Here is an 18,834-nt window from a genome sequence, read left to right as displayed (position 1 = left end):
ATGGAGCCAAGCGCCGCCACACGCGAGTTAAGGCAAGCAAGCCAGCCGCATGACGGCCGGCGAAGGGAGCCGGGTTGCAGGAGCAGTCAGTCAGATTGCGTCCGGCTCAGGATCTCAACGGCTTCCTGCACGTCATACGGCTTGGCGAGTATTTCCACCCCGCGCAGATTTATGCGCTGGTCCGAGTACCCGGTGGCCAGGACCACTCTGGTACGGCTGTCGTGCCTGGTAATGTACTCAGCCAGGTCGATCCCGCTGACCGGGCCGGGCATGACAACGTCGGAGAACACCACGTCGAACGGCCCGTCCCGTTTTATCTTCGCCAGGGCATCTTCACCATTTTTTGCTTCCTGCACTTCGAAGCCTGCCTCCTTCAGGGCAGGAATCACGACAGTAGCAACGAGAGGATCGTCTTCGACAAACAGGAGTCTGCTTCCCGTTTCCAGGCTTCGCGGCATGGCCGTTTTGTGGGGCCCGGGGCTCGGCTCAACCGCTCCGTGCGCTCTTGGCAGGTAAAAGATGACAGTCGTCCCTTCGCCCGGCTTGCTGTGGAGCGTCAAGTTGCCCGCCGACTGCTTCGCGAATCCGTAGGCTTGCGGCAGCCCCATGCCCGAGCCTTTCCCGAGCGGTTTTGTGGTGAAGAACGGATCAAGCGCCTTGCTCAGGACTTCCTGCCGCATTCCTTGCCCGGTATCGATGACGGAAATCTGCACGTAGTCGCCTGCGACCAGCTCACCCATCGATTCTGCCAGAGGGAAGTTGTGCATCCTGATGACGATGCTTCCGCCGTCGGGCATCGCATCACGCGCATTGATGACCACGTTTAGCATGGCCAGGTCGAACTGGCTGGGGTCAATGGACACCGGCCAGAGATCGGGTCCGACGTCAAATCGAAGCTCGATATTGTTGCGCAGGCCTCCCACCAGCAGAGGCTTGATCTCTTCGACCTGGCGGACCAGATCGACCACCGCGAGGTGCGCGTCCTGCACCCGTCCAAACACCATCAGCTGTCGCGTCAGTTCCACCGCCCTCTCTACCGCACGCTCGCATACCTCTATCGTTGCCTTGAGCCGGGGCTCGGTCACGGTAAACAAGAGCAGCTGCAAGCCGGTGGTGAGGGTTTGCATCACATTGTTGAAGTCATGCGCGATGCCGCCCGTGAGACGGCCCAGGGCTTCCAGCTTCTGGGATTGAACCAAGGCTTTTTGCGAGCGTTCGGCCGTGGCAACCGCATCGGCAACCCGATGCTCCAGCTCGATTTTCGCGTTGCGGATATGTTCGCTTGCGTGGGCCATTTCCTTGCTTACCGCATCGATCTCGGTAACGCCGGAAGCCAGTCCTGCAATCGTATTTCCCTGTCCCAGTGCTGCAGCGGCCATGCGCAACTCTTCCATCGACTTGGCAGTCTTGCGCGCGGTGACCAGTGCCGCAGCCATGCCCAGGCCCAGCAGCGCCAGGGCGATTGCCGCGACAAGGGCTGCGGCGTTCCTGGCTGGTCGCAGCAGGGTTTCGCTCGGGACGCTCACCACGACGGACCAGTTGAATGTGGGTGTCCGGCTGTAAAACGCCGTCACCGGAATGCCGTTCAGTGTGGTTCCTTCATTCGTACCCGTCGGACTTGCGGCGATCTTCGTCCGGAGGGAGGCATCGGCGATAGCACCGACGAACTTGTCGGCCTCCTGCGAGCGTGCGGCGACCATCCCCTGGCGATCCAGGATGGTTGCAATCCACCCCGAAGGCATTTTCTGTTGTTCAAACAGGCGCTGCAGATTCCTGACGAAGGAACTCATTTGCAGGTAATACAGGATGCGGCCCTCGCGGACAACCGGCACCTGTATGGCGAAGCTATGGTTCTTGCCGAGCGGAGCATAATACACGTCGGACACCAGCGGAACATGAGGCCCGTGCTGCTGGCGGAGCGTGAGCAGGGAAGTGTTGATGCTTGGAAGATTCTCGGTCCCCAAAGCCACGCGGGTGTTGAAAACCTGGTGACCTGCCTGGTCCGACAAGATGACTACCGCGTCTGCATGCGAGGCAACTTCGAGCGCATAACGATAGAAAGTCGGGACATCGTTAGCGGTAAGGGAGGGGGCGTTGGCCAGGGTTTGCAAGATGCTGATGCGGCCGGACATTTCCTTGTCCAGGGTAAGCGACATGGCATTGGTCAGTTCCTGAATGCTTTCCCGGTAAGACTTTTGCTGTTCCGCATAGACGTAATAGATGGCGAGCGCAGCGCCGAGCACCGACGGAATCAGGATCGCGAAGACCAGGATGAGCAGACGGGAGCGGATGCGCATGGCGGAAGACCAGTCGTGGCAAAGAATTGCATCTTATCCATAATGCAAATTCAATTCCAGACGCTTCACCCGCTGTTGCTTTTTTTTGCAGAATCAGGGCAGCAAGATGGGCCGCTGGCCGTGCATTCCTGTCTGCTGCAGGTGCGAGGAGGAAGCGATGCGGTACACCGCTTCCCTATCTTCAACCCGTCAGAAACGTCCGGTAATGCCCACGACAAATGCCTTGTCGGCGGTCAGCTGTACGCCGTTGACATGCTGGTACACGGATTTCTGGAAGAAGCTATAGACCTGCACATTGTCTGAAATGGTGTAGCTGAGGCCCGGACTGATAAAAACGAAGCGGCCGCCGCTGTCCTCGGGTTCCGCTTCGGCGCCGCTGTCACGCCGCTTCACAAGGAAGTTGGCCTGAATCAGCGCACCGAGATTGTCGGTCAACCCGTAACGGTAGCCGACATCCAGGCCGAACTGGTCGCCCGGCTTGTAGTCATTGTGGCTGTTCAACGCATGCTGGTACTGGGTCTGGGCAAACCAGGAAGAGCTCCATTCCGGCAGCTTCTGATGGTAGTAGGCGCCGATGATTGCATCGGTCGTGCCGGTCCCCGGCTGCAGGCTGCGTTCGGCCACGTCGCCGTCCTCGTTGGCAAGCCTGGTTCTGCCGGTGGGCAGTTTCACGCCAAAGGTGATTCCGGTTGTGCTTGCCTTGAGCGGATCGCCGATGTAGGGCAACTGATAGCGGCCCACGACGCGCACGTCCCCCAGTTCCGTGAAATCCCAGCGCTCGGGAATCTGCCCGCCTTGATGGTTATGGATATGCAGATGGTCCCGGTCCACGACCGGCACCACCACCGACAGCCCCCACGCGGAGTTGAAAGTATGGGAATAGGTGGCGAGCAAATTCCGGTTGATCGTGCTGACTTCGTCATGGTGGCGCCGGATTTCTCCCACCGCGAGATTGTCGCTGCCTGTCCGCGGCTGATCCTGGTGGATGTATTCGTAGCGCAGGTCCAGTACGGAACCCGCTTCCACCGCTGCGCTTTCTGAGGTCCAGCTGCTGTTGACGGTGCAAAACGCGGAGCCGCAGCTGGCCATTGCCAGCGAAGGAAGGATGCTGCCGCAGCATGCGGCGATGAGGAAGGGCTTGAAGGTTTTCATTTCTAAACTCGAATGTGTCGGATTTCTGGCAGCTCTTAGCAGGAGACGCATGCCATATACGGATGGCCGGTCCATGTTCTCCGGAATTGCTGGCGCAAGGCGGAGCAGGGACGGCCGGTGGATCTGCCTCGCATGATTGCGCGGCGATCGGGCGTACTAATGGCTAGAGATGAACGGGCGGGGCGTGGGATGGCGGCCTGGACCAGATGAACAATCGTCGCGGCGCCTGGTAGAAGAGCGGGGGAAATGAAGGAACGCTGGGTTGAATGGCAAGCGGAATAGTGAAGGCAGCCGGCGCCAGGCCGAACGAGCCTGCATGGGTCAGGCAGAAATCGCATTGCGGGGCGAGTCCGTTTTTGCTGGCGGGTGAAGGCGCTCCGGAGGTGCTGTCGTTGTCCGCAAGGTAGAGCTTGGCAGCATTGACTGAACAGATTTCCTGCCAAAAACCACTGCCCTTGCCGGCTGCAAGCGCTTGGGAAACCGATGGGGCGAGCAAGGCCAGCAGGATCGCAAAAGAAGCGATCATTGCGGCAAGACGTCTGGTTCGGTGGCTCATTCCCATGTCAGAATTTTATCATCGGCCACCGTGGCAGATTTGCACTTGCGCTTACCATGTGCCGGTTTGCCTGTCGCCGGCCGCGATAGCATGGAAGCGAACGCGGACTGTGTGTTACGCGGAAGCCTTGCGGGCTGCGCGGCGCTTGGGCGCCAGCATGACGCCGGGGCAGCTCGGTGCGCCGCAATGGCAGGCGAATGCGCGTTTGACCGCGGCGGTATGGCGCCCTTCATAGATCAGCGCGTAGTGGTAGCTCAGCTCTTCGCCCGCATCGATGTGGCGCAGGGAATAGATGTAGACCCTGCCATCCTCATGCTCCATCGCCTCGCAATTCGGTTCGCATGAATGATTGATGAAGCGCGCCGCATTGCCCTGGCTGCCACCGTCGATGACTCGTCCATCGGACAGGGTGAAGAAAAAGGTGTGATTCAACGGTCCGCCGTTACGCTCCGCCCGGCGCAGTGCTTCCGGCCAGGAAATGCGCTCGCCCTTGTATTCGATGATGCGCTCCCCCGGTGCAATCGGCCTGGTCGCAAACACTCCCTTGCCATGGATAAGCGACTCCCTGACGGCCCAGGCTCCTGGCTTGCGTGTGCGGCCCGGCCGCGAAGGGGTGGGCATGCTGAAATCGGCGGCGTTGGTCCTTGTGCGCATGGTTGGTATGGGCAAGAAATGATGGCCGGGACAATGATGACCATCCCGGAGAGGGGCGGCGATGACGCACGTTAAATGACCTGCCGATTTCCGCGCATGAACTATCCCCGGCAATCTCGACCAGCGCTGCGGCTTCGTCGCTGGCTGATCGCTGCTTGCAAGCTGGCCATATTGCGCTTGTGCACCGCAGGTCGCTTGCACTGGACGAGCCTCCTATCTGGCAGCCCTATGACCTATCTCAAGGTCGCCGTGATCGACCAGCATGGCTTTAGCCATCCGGCATCCAAAATAAGAAGACGATGCTCACCGGTTCCCGGTGAACAAACCGGTCTGCGCCAACCTCGCCATTCCCCGGCAGGATATTTCCGGCCGACAGATCCCATGAACGCATTGAAGAATGGAGACCACCTCCATGGAAACCGATATCCTCATTGTCGGTGCGGGCCCGACTGGCTTGATGCTCGCCAACCAACTTCTCAAGCACGATATCCGGGCAGTAATCGTGGACCGCAATCCCGGCCCTTCCGTGCAGACGAAGGCGCTCGGCGTGCAGGCGCGCACGCTCGAAATTTATTCGCAACTCGGCATCGCCGAGGAGGCAGTCGAACTCGGCAAGCGCGCGACCGGCGCCAACATGTGGGTCCAGGGACGGCGCGCGGCGCGCGTGCCGCTGGGTGACATCGGGCAGGATTTGAGCCCCTATCCGTTTCTTCTGATCCTGGGCCAGGATGACAATGAACGGCTGCTCGGGACGATCCTGCGCGACCGCGGCACCGACATACAGTGGAACACAAAGCTCGTCGGACTTGAGCAGGCAAAGGAAGGCGTTACGGCCACGCTGGAGCAAGCCGACGGCCGGACGCTGGAAATCGAGGCCAAATGGGTCGCCGGCTGCGATGGCGCCCACAGTGCGGTGCGCAGCTTGTGCAATATCGACTTCGTGGGCGCGCCCTATGAAGACTTGTTCTATGTTGCCGATACCATCGTAACCGGTTCCATGACGCCGGACGAATTGAACATTTATCTGTGGCCGCGCGGCTTTCACCTGTTTTTCCCGATGCGTGGAGAGAACCACTGGCGGGTGGTGGGGATCGTTCCGCCGGAATTGCTCACCCGTAGCAACATCGACTTCGACGCGGTCGAACCCTATATCCGCAACGAGGCAGGCACTGCGCTGCGGTTCCAGGAATGCAGCTGGTTCTCTACCTACCACGTGCATCACCGGCGTGCCGCCCGGTTCCGCGACCGCCGCTGCTTCCTGCTCGGCGATGCCGCCCACGTCCACAGTCCGGTCGGCGCGCAAGGCATGAATACCGGATTGCAGGATGCCTACAACCTGGCATGGAAGCTTGCGCTCGTGGTGTCGGGCCAGGCGGAAGATGGTTTGCTCGACTCGTATGACCTGGAACGCGCTCCGGTTGCCTCGCGCCTGCTTCGCACCACCGATCGTGCCTTCACATTCTTTGTGTCCGAGCGATGGTATGCCGAAGTGTTCCGCATGCGGATCTTTCCCAGGGCGGTCGCCATTGCGATGCATCGTGAACGTGCGCGCAAGCTGGCCTTCCGCACGATTTCGCAGATCGGAATCCGTTACCCGCGCAGCCCTTTGTCCCGAATGGCGGCGCAACTCCCGGGTGACGCCCCCTGCGCGGGCGATCGCTTTCCGTGGATGCGGCTGCAATTCGCGCCGAATGGGCCGGTCGAGGACCTGTTCCAGAAACTGGATGACACGTGCTTCAGCCTGATGCTGTTCGGCCAGTCGCTGCCGGCCGGCGCGCTGTCCGATCAGGAGATGAAACTCATTGCCATCTGCACGATTCCGGACACGCCGGAAAACAAGCAGGCGCTGGCGCACGCGCAGATTCCCAGGCCCTCGTTCTACCTGCTGCGTCCCGACGGGCATGTCGGCCTTGCAGGCACGCAGCTTGATATGCCGGCATTGAAGGATTACCTGCGCGAGCGGGTGAAGTTGCGGATGGCGCTTGCCGAAGCCGAACCGCGCGAGGAAGCCGCCACGCACGGACGGCCGTGAACGATCTCATGCGGGTAAAGCCGGGGACGCTCATCCAAACACGATCGGCCCCATCCATGCCACGACCAGCGCAATCAGGACGGTCAGCGGCGTGCCGACTTTCACGAAGTCGGTGAAACGGTACTGGCCGGGAGTAAAGACCAACAGGTTGCCCCAGTGCGCGATCGGCGTCAGGAAGGAAGTCACGGAAGCGAAGGCCACGGCCAGCACAAAGGGTTCGGGCGCGCGCCCCAGGGCATGGGCAAATGCGATGGCAACCGGGCCGAGAATGGAGAGCGTGGCCGTGTCCGACAGCACCTGGGTCAGCAAGCCGGCGACGGCGAAGATTGCGACCAGGATCCAGAATTCCGGCCAGTGGCCCAACCATGTCTGCAGCAGGCGGCCGGCTTCTGCCGCCAGGCCGGTCTTCTGCATTGCGGTCCCCAGCGGAATGGCACCGGCGATGAAAAGGAAGATCCGCTTGTCGATGGCGTCATAGGCCTGGTTGACCGTAAGGCAGCCGACCAAGACCATCGCCACTGCTCCCGCGACGGCTACCACTTCCAGCGGGGCGATGTTGAATGAGGCGGCAGCGATGACGCCCAGCATGATGGCGGCCGCACGCTTGGCGGTACGCGGACGGGGCTTGCCGGGAAACGGGGCCATCAGGAGGGTAGGCTGTTCCTCGGTCAGGTGCCGTACTTCATCCTCGTCGCCTTCAAGCACCAGCACGTCGCCGGCGCGCAGGCGTACCCGGTCGATTGCTTCGGAGGTGGGCGCGCCTTGCCGCGACAAGGCCACCACCACGATCCCGTAGCGGTGCTGCAGGTTGGCTTCGTGGATGGTATGCCCGATCAGGCTCGATCCGGGCATGACCACTGCCTGCGCCAGCCGGGCGCTCAGTTCTTCCCCGGGCGTCTGCGCTTCCGCGCCGGGCAGGTCGAACTGTTCGATCGGCTTGAGCCGCACGCCTTCCGGCTCCTGCCGCAGGGTCGCGAGGTCATCGGGAGTCAGACGCACCAGCAGCATGTCATTCGCGTTCAGCTTGAAATCGTCCAGCGGCCCGCGCAAGGCCTTGCCATCACGCATCCACTTGAGGATCTCGAGCGAACGCAGGCCCAGTTCGTGGAAGCGACCGTGGCCGGCGCCGATGAGAGTGGATTCGGGCGGGATGCTGACTTCCGCGAGATAGCGCCCCTGGGTAAAGATGTCATTGGTGGTGTCGCGCCCCTTGTTGGACGGCAGCAGGAAGCGGCCGATCAGCAGCACATAGAGCACGCCGATGACCACCAGGACCAGCCCGATCGGAGCAATGGAAAACAGGCCGAGCGCCGGCCGGCCGGCGCGCTGCAGCAGGGTGCTGGCGAAGAGAAAGGCGGGCGCGCCGATCAGGGCAATCGTGCTGCCCAGCGACGCGGCAAAGGAGAGCGGCATCAGCAGTTTGGACGCCGGGATATTGCGTTCGCGTGACAGCCTGAGCAGCACCGGCATCATGATCGCTGTCGGCGTGACATGTTCAGTGAAGGTGGAAAACGCCGACACGCCGAGCATCATCACCGAGACCATGCGCCTTTCGCTCTTTCCCGCGAGCCGCACGATCCAGCCCGTGACCGTATCCGCGACACCGGTCAGCTGCAAGCCGCGGCTGAGCACGAAGATGGCAGCAATCACCAGCGCGGGTTCGCTGCCCAGCCCGGAAAATGCCTGCTGGGGAGTAAGAATGCCGGTCAAGGCGAGCGCAAGGATGACGAGGAGGCCAACGAGATCGACCCGTAGCCGGTCGGTGATCAGCAGAGCCAGCGTGGCAGCGGCGATGATGAGATAAATGATCTGGGGTGTTGTAATCGATTGCATGTAGTGTTTTAGAGGCTTGCCTGCGGGGAGGCAAGGTTGCCGGAGAGATGTTCCGGACAGATCAGCAAGTAATGTTCCAGCACTGCGGCGCGGTAAATACGGGATGCACTTGTCAATGCAGCGTGTACGCAAGGAAAAAGTTACAAGGTGCGGCACGAACAGACGCCACCGGCATGTCTCAGCTTTTGGTCCGTCGTGGAAAAATTACTCAGCGACGCTGGGGGCGGCGGAAGGGAATGCGGGAGACGGCAGGATTTCTATGGAGGAAATTTATTCTCTATGGAACGTTTCATCCTTGCACTGAAGCAGCCCATGAGGATAACTGGGAGGAAATGCATGGGGCCTGTTCATCCTTCGTGCATTTCCACCGCAAGCGCGGCGGCGCACGAAGATGGCAAGGTCAGGCCCGGCGCTCTCTCGGCGTGCGCCCTTGCGCCAGCAAGGCGTTCAGGCGGGGAATGTCCACGGGCTTGACAAGATGGTGGTCAAATCCTGCGGCCAGGGAAGTGAGCCTGTCCTGTTCCTGATCGTAGCCGGTCAGGGCAATCAGCAGGGATTTTTCCGTCTCGCCCTGCGCTCTCAGCATGCGCGCCAATTGGTTGCCATCGATCTCGGGCAGGCCGATATCGAGCACGCATACATCCGGCCGTTCTGCCTTGGCGCGCTCGAATGCCCGCTTCGATCCATGCTCGGTGAAGACTTCGTGCCCTAAGGCCTGCAGGTACATCGCCAGCATGTGCGCGGCATCGACGTTGTCGTCCACGACCAGAATCCGGAGCTTGTCGTCCGCAATGGGTAGCCGGGGAGGTCGGTCGACGGACGGATCGCTCCGCTCCGTCAGCTTGGGCAGGCTGACGGTGAATTGGCTGCCTTTGCCTGGCCCATCACTGCTGCAAGCAATGGTGCCGCCATGCAGTTCGGTCAAGGCTTTGACCAGGGCGAGTCCTATGCCCAATCCGCCTTGCGAACGATCGGACGTCCTGTCGAGCTGGGTGAACAAGTCGAATACATGAAGCTGCAGCTCCGGCGCAATCCCTATCCCGTCATCCTGCACGCTCAAACTGACCTGGCGCTCATCGACCTCCATCCTGACGCGGATATTGCCGCCATCCGGTGTGTACTTGGCAGCGTTGTTCAGCAGATTGACCAGGATCTGCACCAGTCTTTTCCTGTCGCCCGACACATGGGCAGGGCCGGCGGCCAGCTCGAGAATCAGGCGATGGTGCCTGGACTCGATCAATGAGCGCACCTGTTCCACCGCGAGCGGCACGAGGCTCTTGATGTCCAGCGGCCTGGGCTGAATGGTCGTGAGGCCACGCGTGACCCGTGACACGTCCAGCAGATCATCGACCAGGCCGGTCAGGTGCCTTACCTGCCGCGCGATGATCTGGCCGGCACTGGTCAATTGTGCCTGATCGAATGGCGCCAGCTCCATCAGTTCTGCCGCGGCGCTGATCGGCGCCAGCGGATTCCTGAGTTCATGCGCCAGCATGGCGAGAAAATCGTCCTTGCGCAGGCTTTCCTGCCGCAATGCTTCCTCGGCTTTCCTGCGCTCGGTCACGTCGCGGGTGGTTCCGGCAATCGCTTCGACTTCACCGTCGGGGCCGAGAACCGGGACGAAGATATATTCGTAGATGCGCCTTCCAAGCGTTCCGTTGAAAGGCACCTCTCCCCGGATGGGCTGCCTGGTGGACTTGGCCTGCTCGATTTCGCGGTCGTGCATCTCGGCGTGCCAGGGTTCATAACCGAGCTCGAGGAAACTCCTGCCAATGGCTTCATCCCAGGTCCTGCCCCAGATCCGGAGCAGCACGGCATTGGCGTAGGTGAATCGATGATCGAGATCGAACACATAGGCCAGATCAGGGGTGTTGTCCAGGATCGTCTCGTACAAGCGCCTGCGGCGCTCGGATTCGGCCATCACCCGGGCCAATTCCCTCGAGGTCTGCTTGTAATCGGTGATGTCGCGGTACAGAAGCGCGATCCCGTCCTCATGCGGATAGGCGATGACGTCAAACCAGGTTTCACGCCCCCGCAGGACATAGCAGGATTCCACGCTGGCCGGCTGCCGCTCCCGCATCACCTGCTTGTAGGTCTTGCCTGTCGGCCCGTCTTCCGTGCCGGGCCAGAGCTCCCAGTGGCTGCGGCCGAGCATTTCCGACGCCGGCCGGCCTTCGATCCTGAGGCCGGCCGCATTGATTTGCACCACGCGAAAATCGGCATCCAGCAAGATGAATCCATCTTTCATCGTCTCGAGGATGCGGTGGCTGCGTTCCTGTTCCCGGTGCAATTGCTGTTCCGCCCGGGCGCGCTCGATGAACAAGGCAATCTGGCCGGCGCAGATATCGGTCAGCCGCAGCTCCCGTTCATCCGGTCTTCGCGGCGTGTCGTAGTACACGCTCAGCACGCCCAGGGGTTCGCCGGCAAGGGAAAAGAACGGTGTACTGTACAGCGCTCTTATGCCTTGTTCCCTGGCGAAATCCCGGTAGGGTTCGTACACAGGATCGGTCTCCGTGTCTTCCACGATAACCCGGCCCATGGTCTGGAAGGCCAGACCACATGCGCCGGCGCCGACCGGCACGCTGGCAAGGCAGGCCATGCCGGATTCGGTCAGGCCGAGGCTCGCCTGGCTGACCAGGCAGTTTGATTTCGGGTCATGCAGGGAAATGGCGCCCTGGCTGCAGTGGTGGAAGTCGGTAACCGCCTTGAGGACGATGTCAAACTGGTCTTCCAGGGTACGCGCCTTCAGGAGCATGCTGCTCATGTCATGCAGCCGCTGCCAGTCGCGCACTTGGCGCGCGAGATCGTCGCGCGACTTTCCGAGGGCGGCATCGATGCGATCGCGTTCAATCGTCAAATCCGCTTGCGCCTGCTGGCGCACCTGCACTTCGCCGTCCAGTTCCCGGTTCAGTTGCACCAGTCTTTCGCGGTTCAGGTGCTGTTCCGTGACATCGCTGCAGATGACGAGGATGCCCCGCACCCCCGACTCATCTTCGAGCGGGCTGAATCCATAGTTCCACCAGACGTTTTCCCGCTTGCCGTGGCGTGTTACGGGAACGAGCGCGTCTTCGCGCCATGTCGCGCCCTGGCCGGACATGACCAGCTCGATGTCCGGGCCGATGATGTCCCAGATTTCCAGCCAGCATTCCTGCCCGCGCTGGCCCAGGGCAGCCGGATGCCGCTCCGGCCCGAGCGTCCGGCGGTAGGCATCGTTATAGAACTGGATCAGATCGGGGCCCCACCAGATGAACATGGGGTGGCTGCTGGTCAAGATCAGGCGGATGGCGGTTTTCAGGGTGGCCGGCCAGGTATCCGGATGCCCGAGCGGCGTGCTTGTCCAGTCGTGCGCACGCAAGAGTGCGCCCATTTCCCCGCCGCCGGAAAGAAATCCGGACGCGGAGCCGGTCACTCTGCTTGTATTCGCGTGCGCCACGATAGGTTCCCTTGCCATAAAAGCAACGAATCGATTCTAGCAGGGTGCCGGACGCGGAACAACGACATGCGCGGCTGCCGGACGCCACCTGCGAGCCGGTGGCCGATCAATGCGATGTGCCGGCGGGCGGCGGTAGCAGCATGCCCGGTGGCCTCGGCTTGTACCGAAGCGCCGGCATGCTCAAGACGAGGCCTGGCGGACGGCCCTGTCGCGGTGCAGGGCCATCCAGAATGCAGCTTGCCCGGCGATGCCGGCAAGGGCGAGCACGGCGGCAGCGGCAAGTGCCGGATCGCGGCCGACGCCGGCAAGAGAGGTGCAGAGCGCGCCTATGGCCATCTGGGTGAACCCGTACAATCCGGCGGCCGACCCGATCAGCTTGGAGTCGACGCTGACTGCCTTGGTCAGGGCCGTCGGACTGGACATCCCGGCGCCCGCGGTGAACACGAACATCAGGCCGACCATCAGGTACACGTTCAATGCTCCCAGCAGCACCGTCGCCAGCAGGGCGAAGGCACTGACCGCACTGAGCGCATTGGATCCGACCATCAGGCGCTCGATGGGCAGCCTGCGAATGAGACGGGTGATCAGCGCATTCCCGAGCGACATGCCCGCCACCACGATGCCGAGGTAGATGCCGACTTCATGCGGCGAGCGATGCAATTCATTGACGAAGATGAATGGTGCGGCAGCGATGAAGGCATAGAAGGAAGTGGTCGCGCAGCCGCCGCCGATGGCATAGCCGACGAAGGCGGGTGAGCGCAGCAGGCTCTTGTAATCACGCGCAAGCGAGGCCGCGCTGATGCGGCCGGTAGGTCGCCCCGTTTCCGGCAGGAGCCGCCATGCGAATGTCATGCTGGTAGCGCCAAGGAGGGCCAGCAACAGGAAGATGGCGCGCCAGCCGAAACTGTCAGACAGCGTGCCGCCGATCATCGGCGCCAGACCCGGTCCGACCATCATCATCAGGTTCATCAGGGCAAGCCGGCCTACCGCGTCGTCCGGCCCGGCAGTATCGCGCACGATCGCCCGTCCCAGCACCAGTCCGGCGCAGCCGCCCAGCGCCTGGAACAGACGCGCGGCGACCAGTGCATGCACCTGCGGCGCCAGGGCCGCAGCCAGACCCGCAACGGTATAGAGAGCGAGGCCGACCATCAGCGTGGGGCGGCGCCCGAAACAGTCCGACAGCGGCCCGTACACCAGCTGGCCCACGGCCAGGCCGCCGACATACAGGCTGATGGTCATCTGCATCTGGGCGATGCTGGCGCCGAGGTCCTGGGCCGCATTGGGCAAGGCCGGCACGAACATGTGCATTGCCAGCGTACCGCTGAAGGCAATGAGCACCAGCAGCCAGAGGGGAGGGCGCCGTGTCAGGCTTTCGTTTCGCATCAGCCTTCCTCCTGCTCGACAAGGTTGCCATGCATTTGCTCCAGCGTGGCGAGCAGGATGTCCGCGTGCTCCTTGCCGACGCCGCGCAGCACATCGCTGCGAATGGCTTTCGCCACCTGCTTCACGGCTTCCAGATGAGGGGCGGCGGCGGGCTTGAGATACAGCCGGTAGGCGCGCCGGTCCGCCGGATCCGATCGGCGTTCGAGCAGTCCGCCGGCTTCCAGCTGGTCGACCAGGCGCGCGAGCGTCATCGGCTGGATTTCGAGGTTGGCTGCCAGGTCCACCTGGCGCATGCCTTCATTGCGGGAAAGGTAGAGCAGTGCCCTGGCCTGGGCCAGCGTCAGGGAGCTGCCGGTGAGCTGCTGCGCGAAGGCGCGGCGCATGAGACGGGAGAGATCGGCAATCAGGAATCCGAGGCTGTCCTGGCGCACTTGCATGGGTGGTTCCGGCGATTGATAAGCATTGCTTATTATAAGCGAGCTAGCATTGCAGCATCTTCGCTTGCCCGCTTTTGCGCCAGAAACGGCACAGGACGGCCCCTCAAAGGCGCTGGCCGCGGATCGATTGCGGCACACTCGGCTGCCAAAGCGAAATTCCGGAAGACGGCATAATACGAGGCAAGTCCGGATTGTGTTCCTGCCCTTCCAGCAATTCGGCGCTTCCCATCCATCCGGACATTCCCATAGCCCTGACTTCTGTACAAGGAATCCTTATGACCGATCTTTCCGCTTTTCCCATCACGAAGAAATGGCCGGCCCGGCATCCTGACCGCATCCAGCTCTACTCCCTGCCGACGCCGAATGGCGTCAAGGCGTCGATCATGCTCGAGGAAACCGGCCTGCCTTACGAGCCGCATCTGGTGCGCTTCGAAACCAACGACCAGCTGTCACCGGAATTTTTGTCGCTCAATCCGAACAACAAGATTCCCGCGATCCTCGATCCGAACGGCCCGGGCGGCAAGCCGCTGCCGCTGTTCGAATCCGGCGCGATCCTGATCTACCTGGCCGACAAGAGCGGCAAGTTGCTCCCGCAGGATCCTGGCGCCCGCTACGAGGCGATCCAGTGGCTCATGTTCCAGATGGGCGGCATCGGGCCGATGTTCGGCCAGCTCGGATTTTTCCATAAATTCGCCGGCAAGGATTACGAAGACAAGCGACCGCGCGACCGCTATGTGGCGGAATCGAAGCGCCTGCTCGGCGTGCTCAACCAGCGCCTCGCCGGCCGCGACTGGATCATGGGCGACACCTACACGATCGCCGATATCGCCACGTTCCCCTGGGTGCGCAACCTGATCGGCTTTTACGAAGCCGGCGACATCGTGGGCATCGCGGATTTTCCGCATGTAACACGGGTGCTCGAACGCTTCCTTGCACGCCCTGCAGTCGCAAAGGGATTGAACATTCCGGACCGGAACGCACCCTCCGCATAAGGCTGCCGGTTCACTCAGGAGCCTGTCCGGCAAAGGCCGGGCAGGCTGTGCCGCGAATTGGAGTGGTCTGCCATCCATGACCGTCTTCATGGCTGCGCGGTCCTGTCATCAAACAGTCATGTTCCCCCTGTAGGATCCGGCGCGGCCTTTCAACTACCTGATCCGATCATGCCTTCCACAATAAAAACCGCATGGCTCAGCCTTTGCCTGCTGCTGCCCCTTTTTAGCCAAGCAGCCGATGTGGGAGGCGCGGGTTCTTCCGCCGCCCACCCGCTCTACACGAAATGGGCCGAGCTGTACCGGCAGAAGAACGGCATCTCGGTCGAATACCAGCCTGTCGGATCGTCCGCCGGCATCAGGCAGATCAAGGCAAAGGCTGTCGATTTCGGCGCGAGCGACGTGGCCCTGGGCCGTGAAGAACTCGCGAAGGAAAACCTGTTGTGCTTTCCCACCGCAATCTCCGGTGTGGTCCCGGTCATCAACCTGCCTGGCGTGAAAGCGGGAGAACTGCTCCTGAGCGGCGAGGTGCTCGCTGATATCTACGCCGGCAAAATCACGAAGTGGAGCGACGCCGCGATTGCTGCGCTCAATCCCGGCATCGCCCTGCCGAAGCTGTCCATCGTGATCGTGGCGCGCCAGGACGGCTCCGGTACTACTTACAACCTGAGCGATTACCTGAGCAAGGTCAGCGCAGCATGGAAGTCCGGATTCGGCACCGGTTTCACCGTCAAATGGCCGGCCGGTGCATTGCAGGTGAAGGGCAGCAGCGGCATGGTCGCGGCAGTGAGGCAAACTACGGGCGCGATCGGCTATGTCGATTACAACTACGTGGTGCAGGACAAGCTGGTCTACCCGAAACTCAGGAACAGCCACGGCCGTTATGTGGAGCCGTCTCCAACCGCATTCGCATCGGCGCTGGCCAACAGCGGCTGGAAAAGCAAGGCCGCATTCGAAGAGGCACTGACCGACAAACCCGGCCCCTCAAGCTGGCCGATCACCATGGGCACTTTCGTCATCGTGCCCAGGAAGACGAGCAATCCGAAGGCGACCATCGCCACGCTCAGGTTCTTTACCTGGGCATTTCTGAAAGGCGATGACACCGTCAACGGCATTGATTTCGTGCGCCTGCCGGACGCGGTGCAGGCAAGGATCTATGGCGAGTTCACCCGGATCACGGACCAGGATGGCAAGCCGCTTGGGTGGTCGTTCATGTAGGAAGCTTCATCCATGGATCGCCCTTGCGCGATTCGCGGGCTTGCGCTGCGGGAGTAACCGACCGGGGAGAAGCGGTCATGAGCCATCGGATTTACGCGGTATCATTGCACCAGGATATCCTGCGCGTGCATTGCATATGCACTGCCAAACCGACGAATGCGCCAGCCCATGGATGTTTCCTCGCAGCCACTCATCGATGCCGATCACGCCGCCTTCCTGCAGGGCGGCGTGTCCATTTCCGTGGCCGCTACCCGGCACGGACCGATTCCCAGTCAGACGCGCGCCTTCGGATGCACGGTTTCGTCCGACCGGATGCAGGTCACCCTGTTCGTGGGCATGGACCATGCTGCCGACCTGATTGCGGACATCCGGAACCGCGGCCCCATCGCGGCCGTGTTCAGCCAGCCCTCGACCCACCGAACCATCCAGCTGAAGGCGCAGCGCGCAGATGTGCGACAGCTGTCGGAGGCTGAGCTGCGCCTCGTGGATGCCTATCGCGACGCCTTCGTGAAGGAAACCGTCGCCATCGGTCATGCGGAAGCGATGGTCCGGGCGATGCTCGCCTGCGCGGCGGATGAGCTTGTCGCCATCGATTTCATGCCGACGGCCGCGTTTTCGCAGACGCCGGGCCCGCGCGCCGGTGAACGCCTGGAGACGCGCCGATGAGTTCGAAAGTCGATGCGATACGGGAATGCCTGGAAGGGGTGATTCCGGGCGCGATGGCAACCGCGGCACCGGACGGCACGCCGAACATCGCCTACCTGTCACAGGTGCAGTTCGTCGACAGCGAGCATGTCGCTCTGTCCTACCAGTTCTTCAACAAGACGCGCCAGAACCTGCTCGCGAATCCCTATGCATCGCTTCGGGTCGGCGATCCGGTGACGGCCGCCCACTATCTCTTGTCCTTGCAGTATCTGCGCACCGAGACGTCCGGACCGCTGTTCGAAAGCATGAAGGCAAAACTGGCCGGCATCGCTTCCCACACCGGCATGAGCGGCGTTTTCCGCCTGCTTGGCGCCGATGTTTTCCGGGTACTGGAGGTCCGTCCCATACCGGGACTAACGCTGCCGCACCCGCTGCCGGCGCGGAATCTGCTGGCAGCTACGCGGGTCTGCACGCAGCGCCTTGCGGCCTGTTCCGACTTCGAAGGATTGCTGGCCACCACCCTGCAATGCCTGGAGCAGCAATTCGGCATCGACCATGCCATGATCCTGATGCTCGACCAGGGGCGCGGCATGCTCTATACGGTGGCCAGCCGCGGCTACGAGGCGTCCGGTGTCGGCTCCGAAATACCGCTCGGGCAAGGCGTGATCGGCGTTGCGGCGCGCGAACGCACGCCAATTCGCATCGGCCACATGACCGCCGAGTACGGCTACAGCCGGGCGATACGGCAAAGCATCGAAGCAAGCGGAGGGGCCGACGCGCTGCGGACCGAGATACCGTTTCCCGGTCTGCCCCAATCGCGCAGCCAGCTCGCCGTGCCCGTCACGTCTTGCCAGCGTCTGCTCGGCGTGCTGTTCGTGGAAAGCCCGCACGACCTGCGTTTCTCCTACGATGATGAAGACGCGCTCGTCACGGTTGCCGCACAGCTCGGGATGATCATGCAGCTCCTGCAGGGCAGTGCCGAAGCGATCGACGACCTGGCTCCTGCGCCCGCTGCGCCGGCACAGCCCGCTGGTGCGCCGCTCGTCGTTCGCCACTATCCGGAAAACGACAGCATCTTTCTGGGCGGCGAATACCTCATCAAGGGTGTCGCGGGCGCGATTTTCTGGCAGCTCGCGCGCGACTACGCCGAGCACAAGCGCACCGAGTTCAGCAACCGGGAGCTGCGGCTCGATCCGCGGATCCGTCTTCCCGACATCAGCGACAATCTGGAAGCGCGCCTGGTCCTGCTCGGCAAACGCCTGGCCGAGCGGGATGCCTGCGTACGCATCGAAAAGACCGGGCGCGGCCGTTTCCGGCTCAACGTCGGGCGCCCGCTCCGCCTGGTCGAAGAAGCGACCTGAGCCTATGCCGCCATCTCAACCGGCAGAGCCAGTGCGGCGTTCAACTTGCCGATATCGCGCGCAGACAGGCATTGCTGCGCCAGTTGCATCATGCCGTCAAAGACCGGAGCCGGCGCATTGTCACGGATCTCCGTCAGCAGTGCCGCACGTTCGGCAGCGCTGAGCGCCGGAAGCATCCATCGCATGTACGCCTCCATTTCCTGCGGCGGAATGGTTTGGTGAATGGCATGTTCGATCGCTGCCAGATCGGCGTCAGTGTAGGCGGACCACAGCACCTGGTTGTTGGCTGTCTCCTCCTGTTCCATGTGAATGAAATTCTCCCCGACAAATGTGGCGAGATGGCGGTAGAGTCGGGCCAGCGCGGCAGCGCGCGCATCGCCGGCGGCGGCATCGACTTGATCGGCCAGCGTTGTGAGGCGCTTGAGCGCGATCCGGTGATGCCCATGGTCATCTGCTGTCTGTGCCGACGAACCGGGCCGGCAAGCTTCCATCGCCGGATGAACGAATTCGTTTTCGTGCTCCACGTGCGATTCGCACAGCGCAGCGAGCGAACGCACCTCGGCCAGAGCCGCGCCGACTTCTCTCTCATCCGCCGCGTCGGTGCTGCCGAGAGTGGTCAAAGCGTGGCACATGCAGGCGCGCAAGGCTTTGTGAATGAACGCATAAATGTCCATGCGTTGGGGTTGTGTGCTGTGTTCCAATTTCTTCTCCGTTCATGTAAAGGTTTTACGGGGGATGCGCGATGTTCGGCATGCCATGCAGAGTACGGCCATACCGATTGCGTCGTTCTTAAAACTTCACTCAGAAAATGCTAAAAAATTCTTAAACGAAGAGCCTTCTCCGGGCA

14 protein-coding genes are annotated in these 18,834 nt (G+C 62.0%); 5 read left to right on the top strand and 9 right to left on the bottom strand.

The features are described from left to right. Positions 1 to 86 precede the first annotated feature (86 nt). The 4 genes from HGHM_RS22465 to HGHM_RS18785 all read right to left on the bottom strand — a co-directional run bounded on the left by HGHM_RS22465 (position 87) and on the right by HGHM_RS18785 (position 4,626). Positions 87 to 2,297, bottom strand: a complete 2,211-nt coding sequence (locus HGHM_RS22465; protein WP_019143118.1) for a hybrid sensor histidine kinase/response regulator — start codon at positions 2,295 to 2,297, stop codon at positions 87 to 89. A gap of 189 nt (positions 2,298 to 2,486) precedes the next feature. Further along, a complete protein-coding gene (locus HGHM_RS18795) occupies positions 2,487 to 3,449 on the bottom strand; it encodes a transporter (RefSeq protein WP_019143117.1) in 963 nt (320 codons plus the stop codon). Positions 3,450 to 3,612: 163 nt separating this feature from the next. After that, positions 3,613 to 4,005 (bottom strand): DUF2946 domain-containing protein, encoded by a 393-nt coding sequence (locus HGHM_RS21915; RefSeq protein ID WP_034349387.1) that lies wholly within the window; start codon positions 4,003 to 4,005, stop codon positions 3,613 to 3,615. Positions 4,006 to 4,119: 114 nt separating this feature from the next. Further along, on the bottom strand, positions 4,120 to 4,626 hold the full coding sequence (locus tag HGHM_RS18785; RefSeq protein ID WP_026076200.1) for an SET domain-containing protein: 507 nt from the start codon (positions 4,624 to 4,626) through the stop codon (positions 4,120 to 4,122). Positions 4,627 to 5,071: 445 nt separating this feature from the next. Between HGHM_RS18785 and HGHM_RS18780 the strand changes: the two genes are divergently transcribed. Then, complete coding sequence (locus HGHM_RS18780; RefSeq protein ID WP_148415791.1) at positions 5,072 to 6,691, top strand: FAD-dependent monooxygenase; 1,620 nt, start codon at positions 5,072 to 5,074, stop codon at positions 6,689 to 6,691. A 30-nt stretch (positions 6,692 to 6,721) separates the two neighbouring features. Here HGHM_RS18780 and HGHM_RS18775 read toward each other — a convergent pair whose 3' ends face one another. The 4 genes from HGHM_RS18775 to HGHM_RS18760 all read right to left on the bottom strand — a co-directional run bounded on the left by HGHM_RS18775 (position 6,722) and on the right by HGHM_RS18760 (position 13,774). After that, entirely contained in the window at positions 6,722 to 8,524 is a 1,803-nt protein-coding gene (locus HGHM_RS18775; protein ID WP_019143113.1) for an SLC13 family permease, read from the bottom strand. Positions 8,525 to 8,924: 400 nt separating this feature from the next. Next, a complete protein-coding gene (locus HGHM_RS22460) occupies positions 8,925 to 11,954 on the bottom strand; it encodes a PAS domain-containing protein (protein ID WP_019143112.1) in 3,030 nt (1,009 codons plus the stop codon). A gap of 180 nt (positions 11,955 to 12,134) precedes the next feature. Beyond that, positions 12,135 to 13,337 carry a multidrug effflux MFS transporter gene (locus HGHM_RS18765; RefSeq protein ID WP_019143111.1) on the bottom strand — a complete coding sequence of 401 codons (1,203 nt, stop codon included), beginning with the start codon at positions 13,335 to 13,337 and terminating at the stop codon, positions 12,135 to 12,137. Then, positions 13,337 to 13,774, bottom strand: a complete 438-nt coding sequence (locus HGHM_RS18760; protein ID WP_019143110.1) for a MarR family winged helix-turn-helix transcriptional regulator — start codon at positions 13,772 to 13,774, stop codon at positions 13,337 to 13,339. The genes HGHM_RS18765 and HGHM_RS18760 overlap by 1 nt, the downstream gene beginning before the upstream one ends. A 275-nt stretch (positions 13,775 to 14,049) precedes the next feature. Here HGHM_RS18760 and HGHM_RS18755 point away from each other — a divergent pair, with 275 nt between their 5' ends. The 4 genes from HGHM_RS18755 to HGHM_RS18740 all read left to right on the top strand — a co-directional run bounded on the left by HGHM_RS18755 (position 14,050) and on the right by HGHM_RS18740 (position 17,987). Continuing rightward, on the top strand, positions 14,050 to 14,766 hold the full coding sequence (locus HGHM_RS18755) for a glutathione binding-like protein (RefSeq protein ID WP_019143109.1): 717 nt from the start codon (positions 14,050 to 14,052) through the stop codon (positions 14,764 to 14,766). Between the two features lie 168 nt (positions 14,767 to 14,934). Continuing rightward, positions 14,935 to 15,981, top strand: coding sequence for a phosphate ABC transporter substrate-binding protein PstS (pstS, locus tag HGHM_RS18750; protein ID WP_019143108.1), 1,047 nt, complete (start codon positions 14,935 to 14,937; stop codon positions 15,979 to 15,981). Between the two features lie 168 nt (positions 15,982 to 16,149). Then, positions 16,150 to 16,647, top strand: a complete 498-nt coding sequence (locus tag HGHM_RS18745) for a hypothetical protein (protein ID WP_026076198.1) — start codon at positions 16,150 to 16,152, stop codon at positions 16,645 to 16,647. Continuing rightward, positions 16,644 to 17,987 carry a GAF domain-containing protein gene (locus HGHM_RS18740; RefSeq protein WP_019143106.1) on the top strand — a complete coding sequence of 448 codons (1,344 nt, stop codon included), beginning with the start codon at positions 16,644 to 16,646 and terminating at the stop codon, positions 17,985 to 17,987. Before HGHM_RS18745 ends, HGHM_RS18740 begins: the two co-directional genes overlap by 4 nt. Before the next feature lie 2 nt (positions 17,988 to 17,989). On the opposite strand, the gene HGHM_RS18735 is transcribed toward HGHM_RS18740, so the two are convergent. After that, entirely contained in the window at positions 17,990 to 18,688 is a 699-nt protein-coding gene (locus HGHM_RS18735) for a hemerythrin domain-containing protein (protein ID WP_026076197.1), read from the bottom strand. Positions 18,689 to 18,834: the final 146 nt, after the last annotated feature.

The sequence above is a fragment of the Noviherbaspirillum massiliense JC206 genome (assembly GCF_000312045.1).
GTDB lineage: Bacteria > Pseudomonadota > Gammaproteobacteria > Burkholderiales > Burkholderiaceae_D > Noviherbaspirillum > Noviherbaspirillum massiliense.
The sequence above is the reverse complement of the archived record's forward strand: the minus strand, read 5'-3'. Positions and strand labels throughout refer to the sequence as shown.

What these genes read in the sequence shown, in the direction of transcription:
- HGHM_RS22465 (WP_019143118.1), bottom strand. Translation starts at nt 2,297, where the DNA reads ATGCGCATCCGCTCCCGTCTGCTCATCCTGGTCTTCGCGATCCTGATT.
- HGHM_RS18795 (WP_019143117.1), bottom strand. Translation starts at nt 3,449, where the DNA reads ATGAAAACCTTCAAGCCCTTCCTCATCGCCGCATGCTGCGGCAGCATC.
- HGHM_RS21915 (WP_034349387.1), bottom strand. Translation starts at nt 4,005, where the DNA reads ATGAGCCACCGAACCAGACGTCTTGCCGCAATGATCGCTTCTTTTGCG.
- HGHM_RS18785 (WP_026076200.1), bottom strand. Translation starts at nt 4,626, where the DNA reads ATGCCCACCCCTTCGCGGCCGGGCCGCACACGCAAGCCAGGAGCCTGG.
- HGHM_RS18780 (WP_148415791.1), top strand. Translation starts at nt 5,072, where the DNA reads ATGGAAACCGATATCCTCATTGTCGGTGCGGGCCCGACTGGCTTGATG.
- HGHM_RS18775 (WP_019143113.1), bottom strand. Translation starts at nt 8,524, where the DNA reads ATGCAATCGATTACAACACCCCAGATCATTTATCTCATCATCGCCGCT.
- HGHM_RS18765 (WP_019143111.1), bottom strand. Translation starts at nt 13,337, where the DNA reads ATGCGAAACGAAAGCCTGACACGGCGCCCTCCCCTCTGGCTGCTGGTG.
- HGHM_RS18760 (WP_019143110.1), bottom strand. Translation starts at nt 13,774, where the DNA reads ATGCAAGTGCGCCAGGACAGCCTCGGATTCCTGATTGCCGATCTCTCC.
- HGHM_RS18755 (WP_019143109.1), top strand. Translation starts at nt 14,050, where the DNA reads ATGACCGATCTTTCCGCTTTTCCCATCACGAAGAAATGGCCGGCCCGG.
- pstS (WP_019143108.1), top strand. Translation starts at nt 14,935, where the DNA reads ATGCCTTCCACAATAAAAACCGCATGGCTCAGCCTTTGCCTGCTGCTG.
- HGHM_RS18745 (WP_026076198.1), top strand. Translation starts at nt 16,150, where the DNA reads ATGGATGTTTCCTCGCAGCCACTCATCGATGCCGATCACGCCGCCTTC.
- HGHM_RS18740 (WP_019143106.1), top strand. Translation starts at nt 16,644, where the DNA reads ATGAGTTCGAAAGTCGATGCGATACGGGAATGCCTGGAAGGGGTGATT.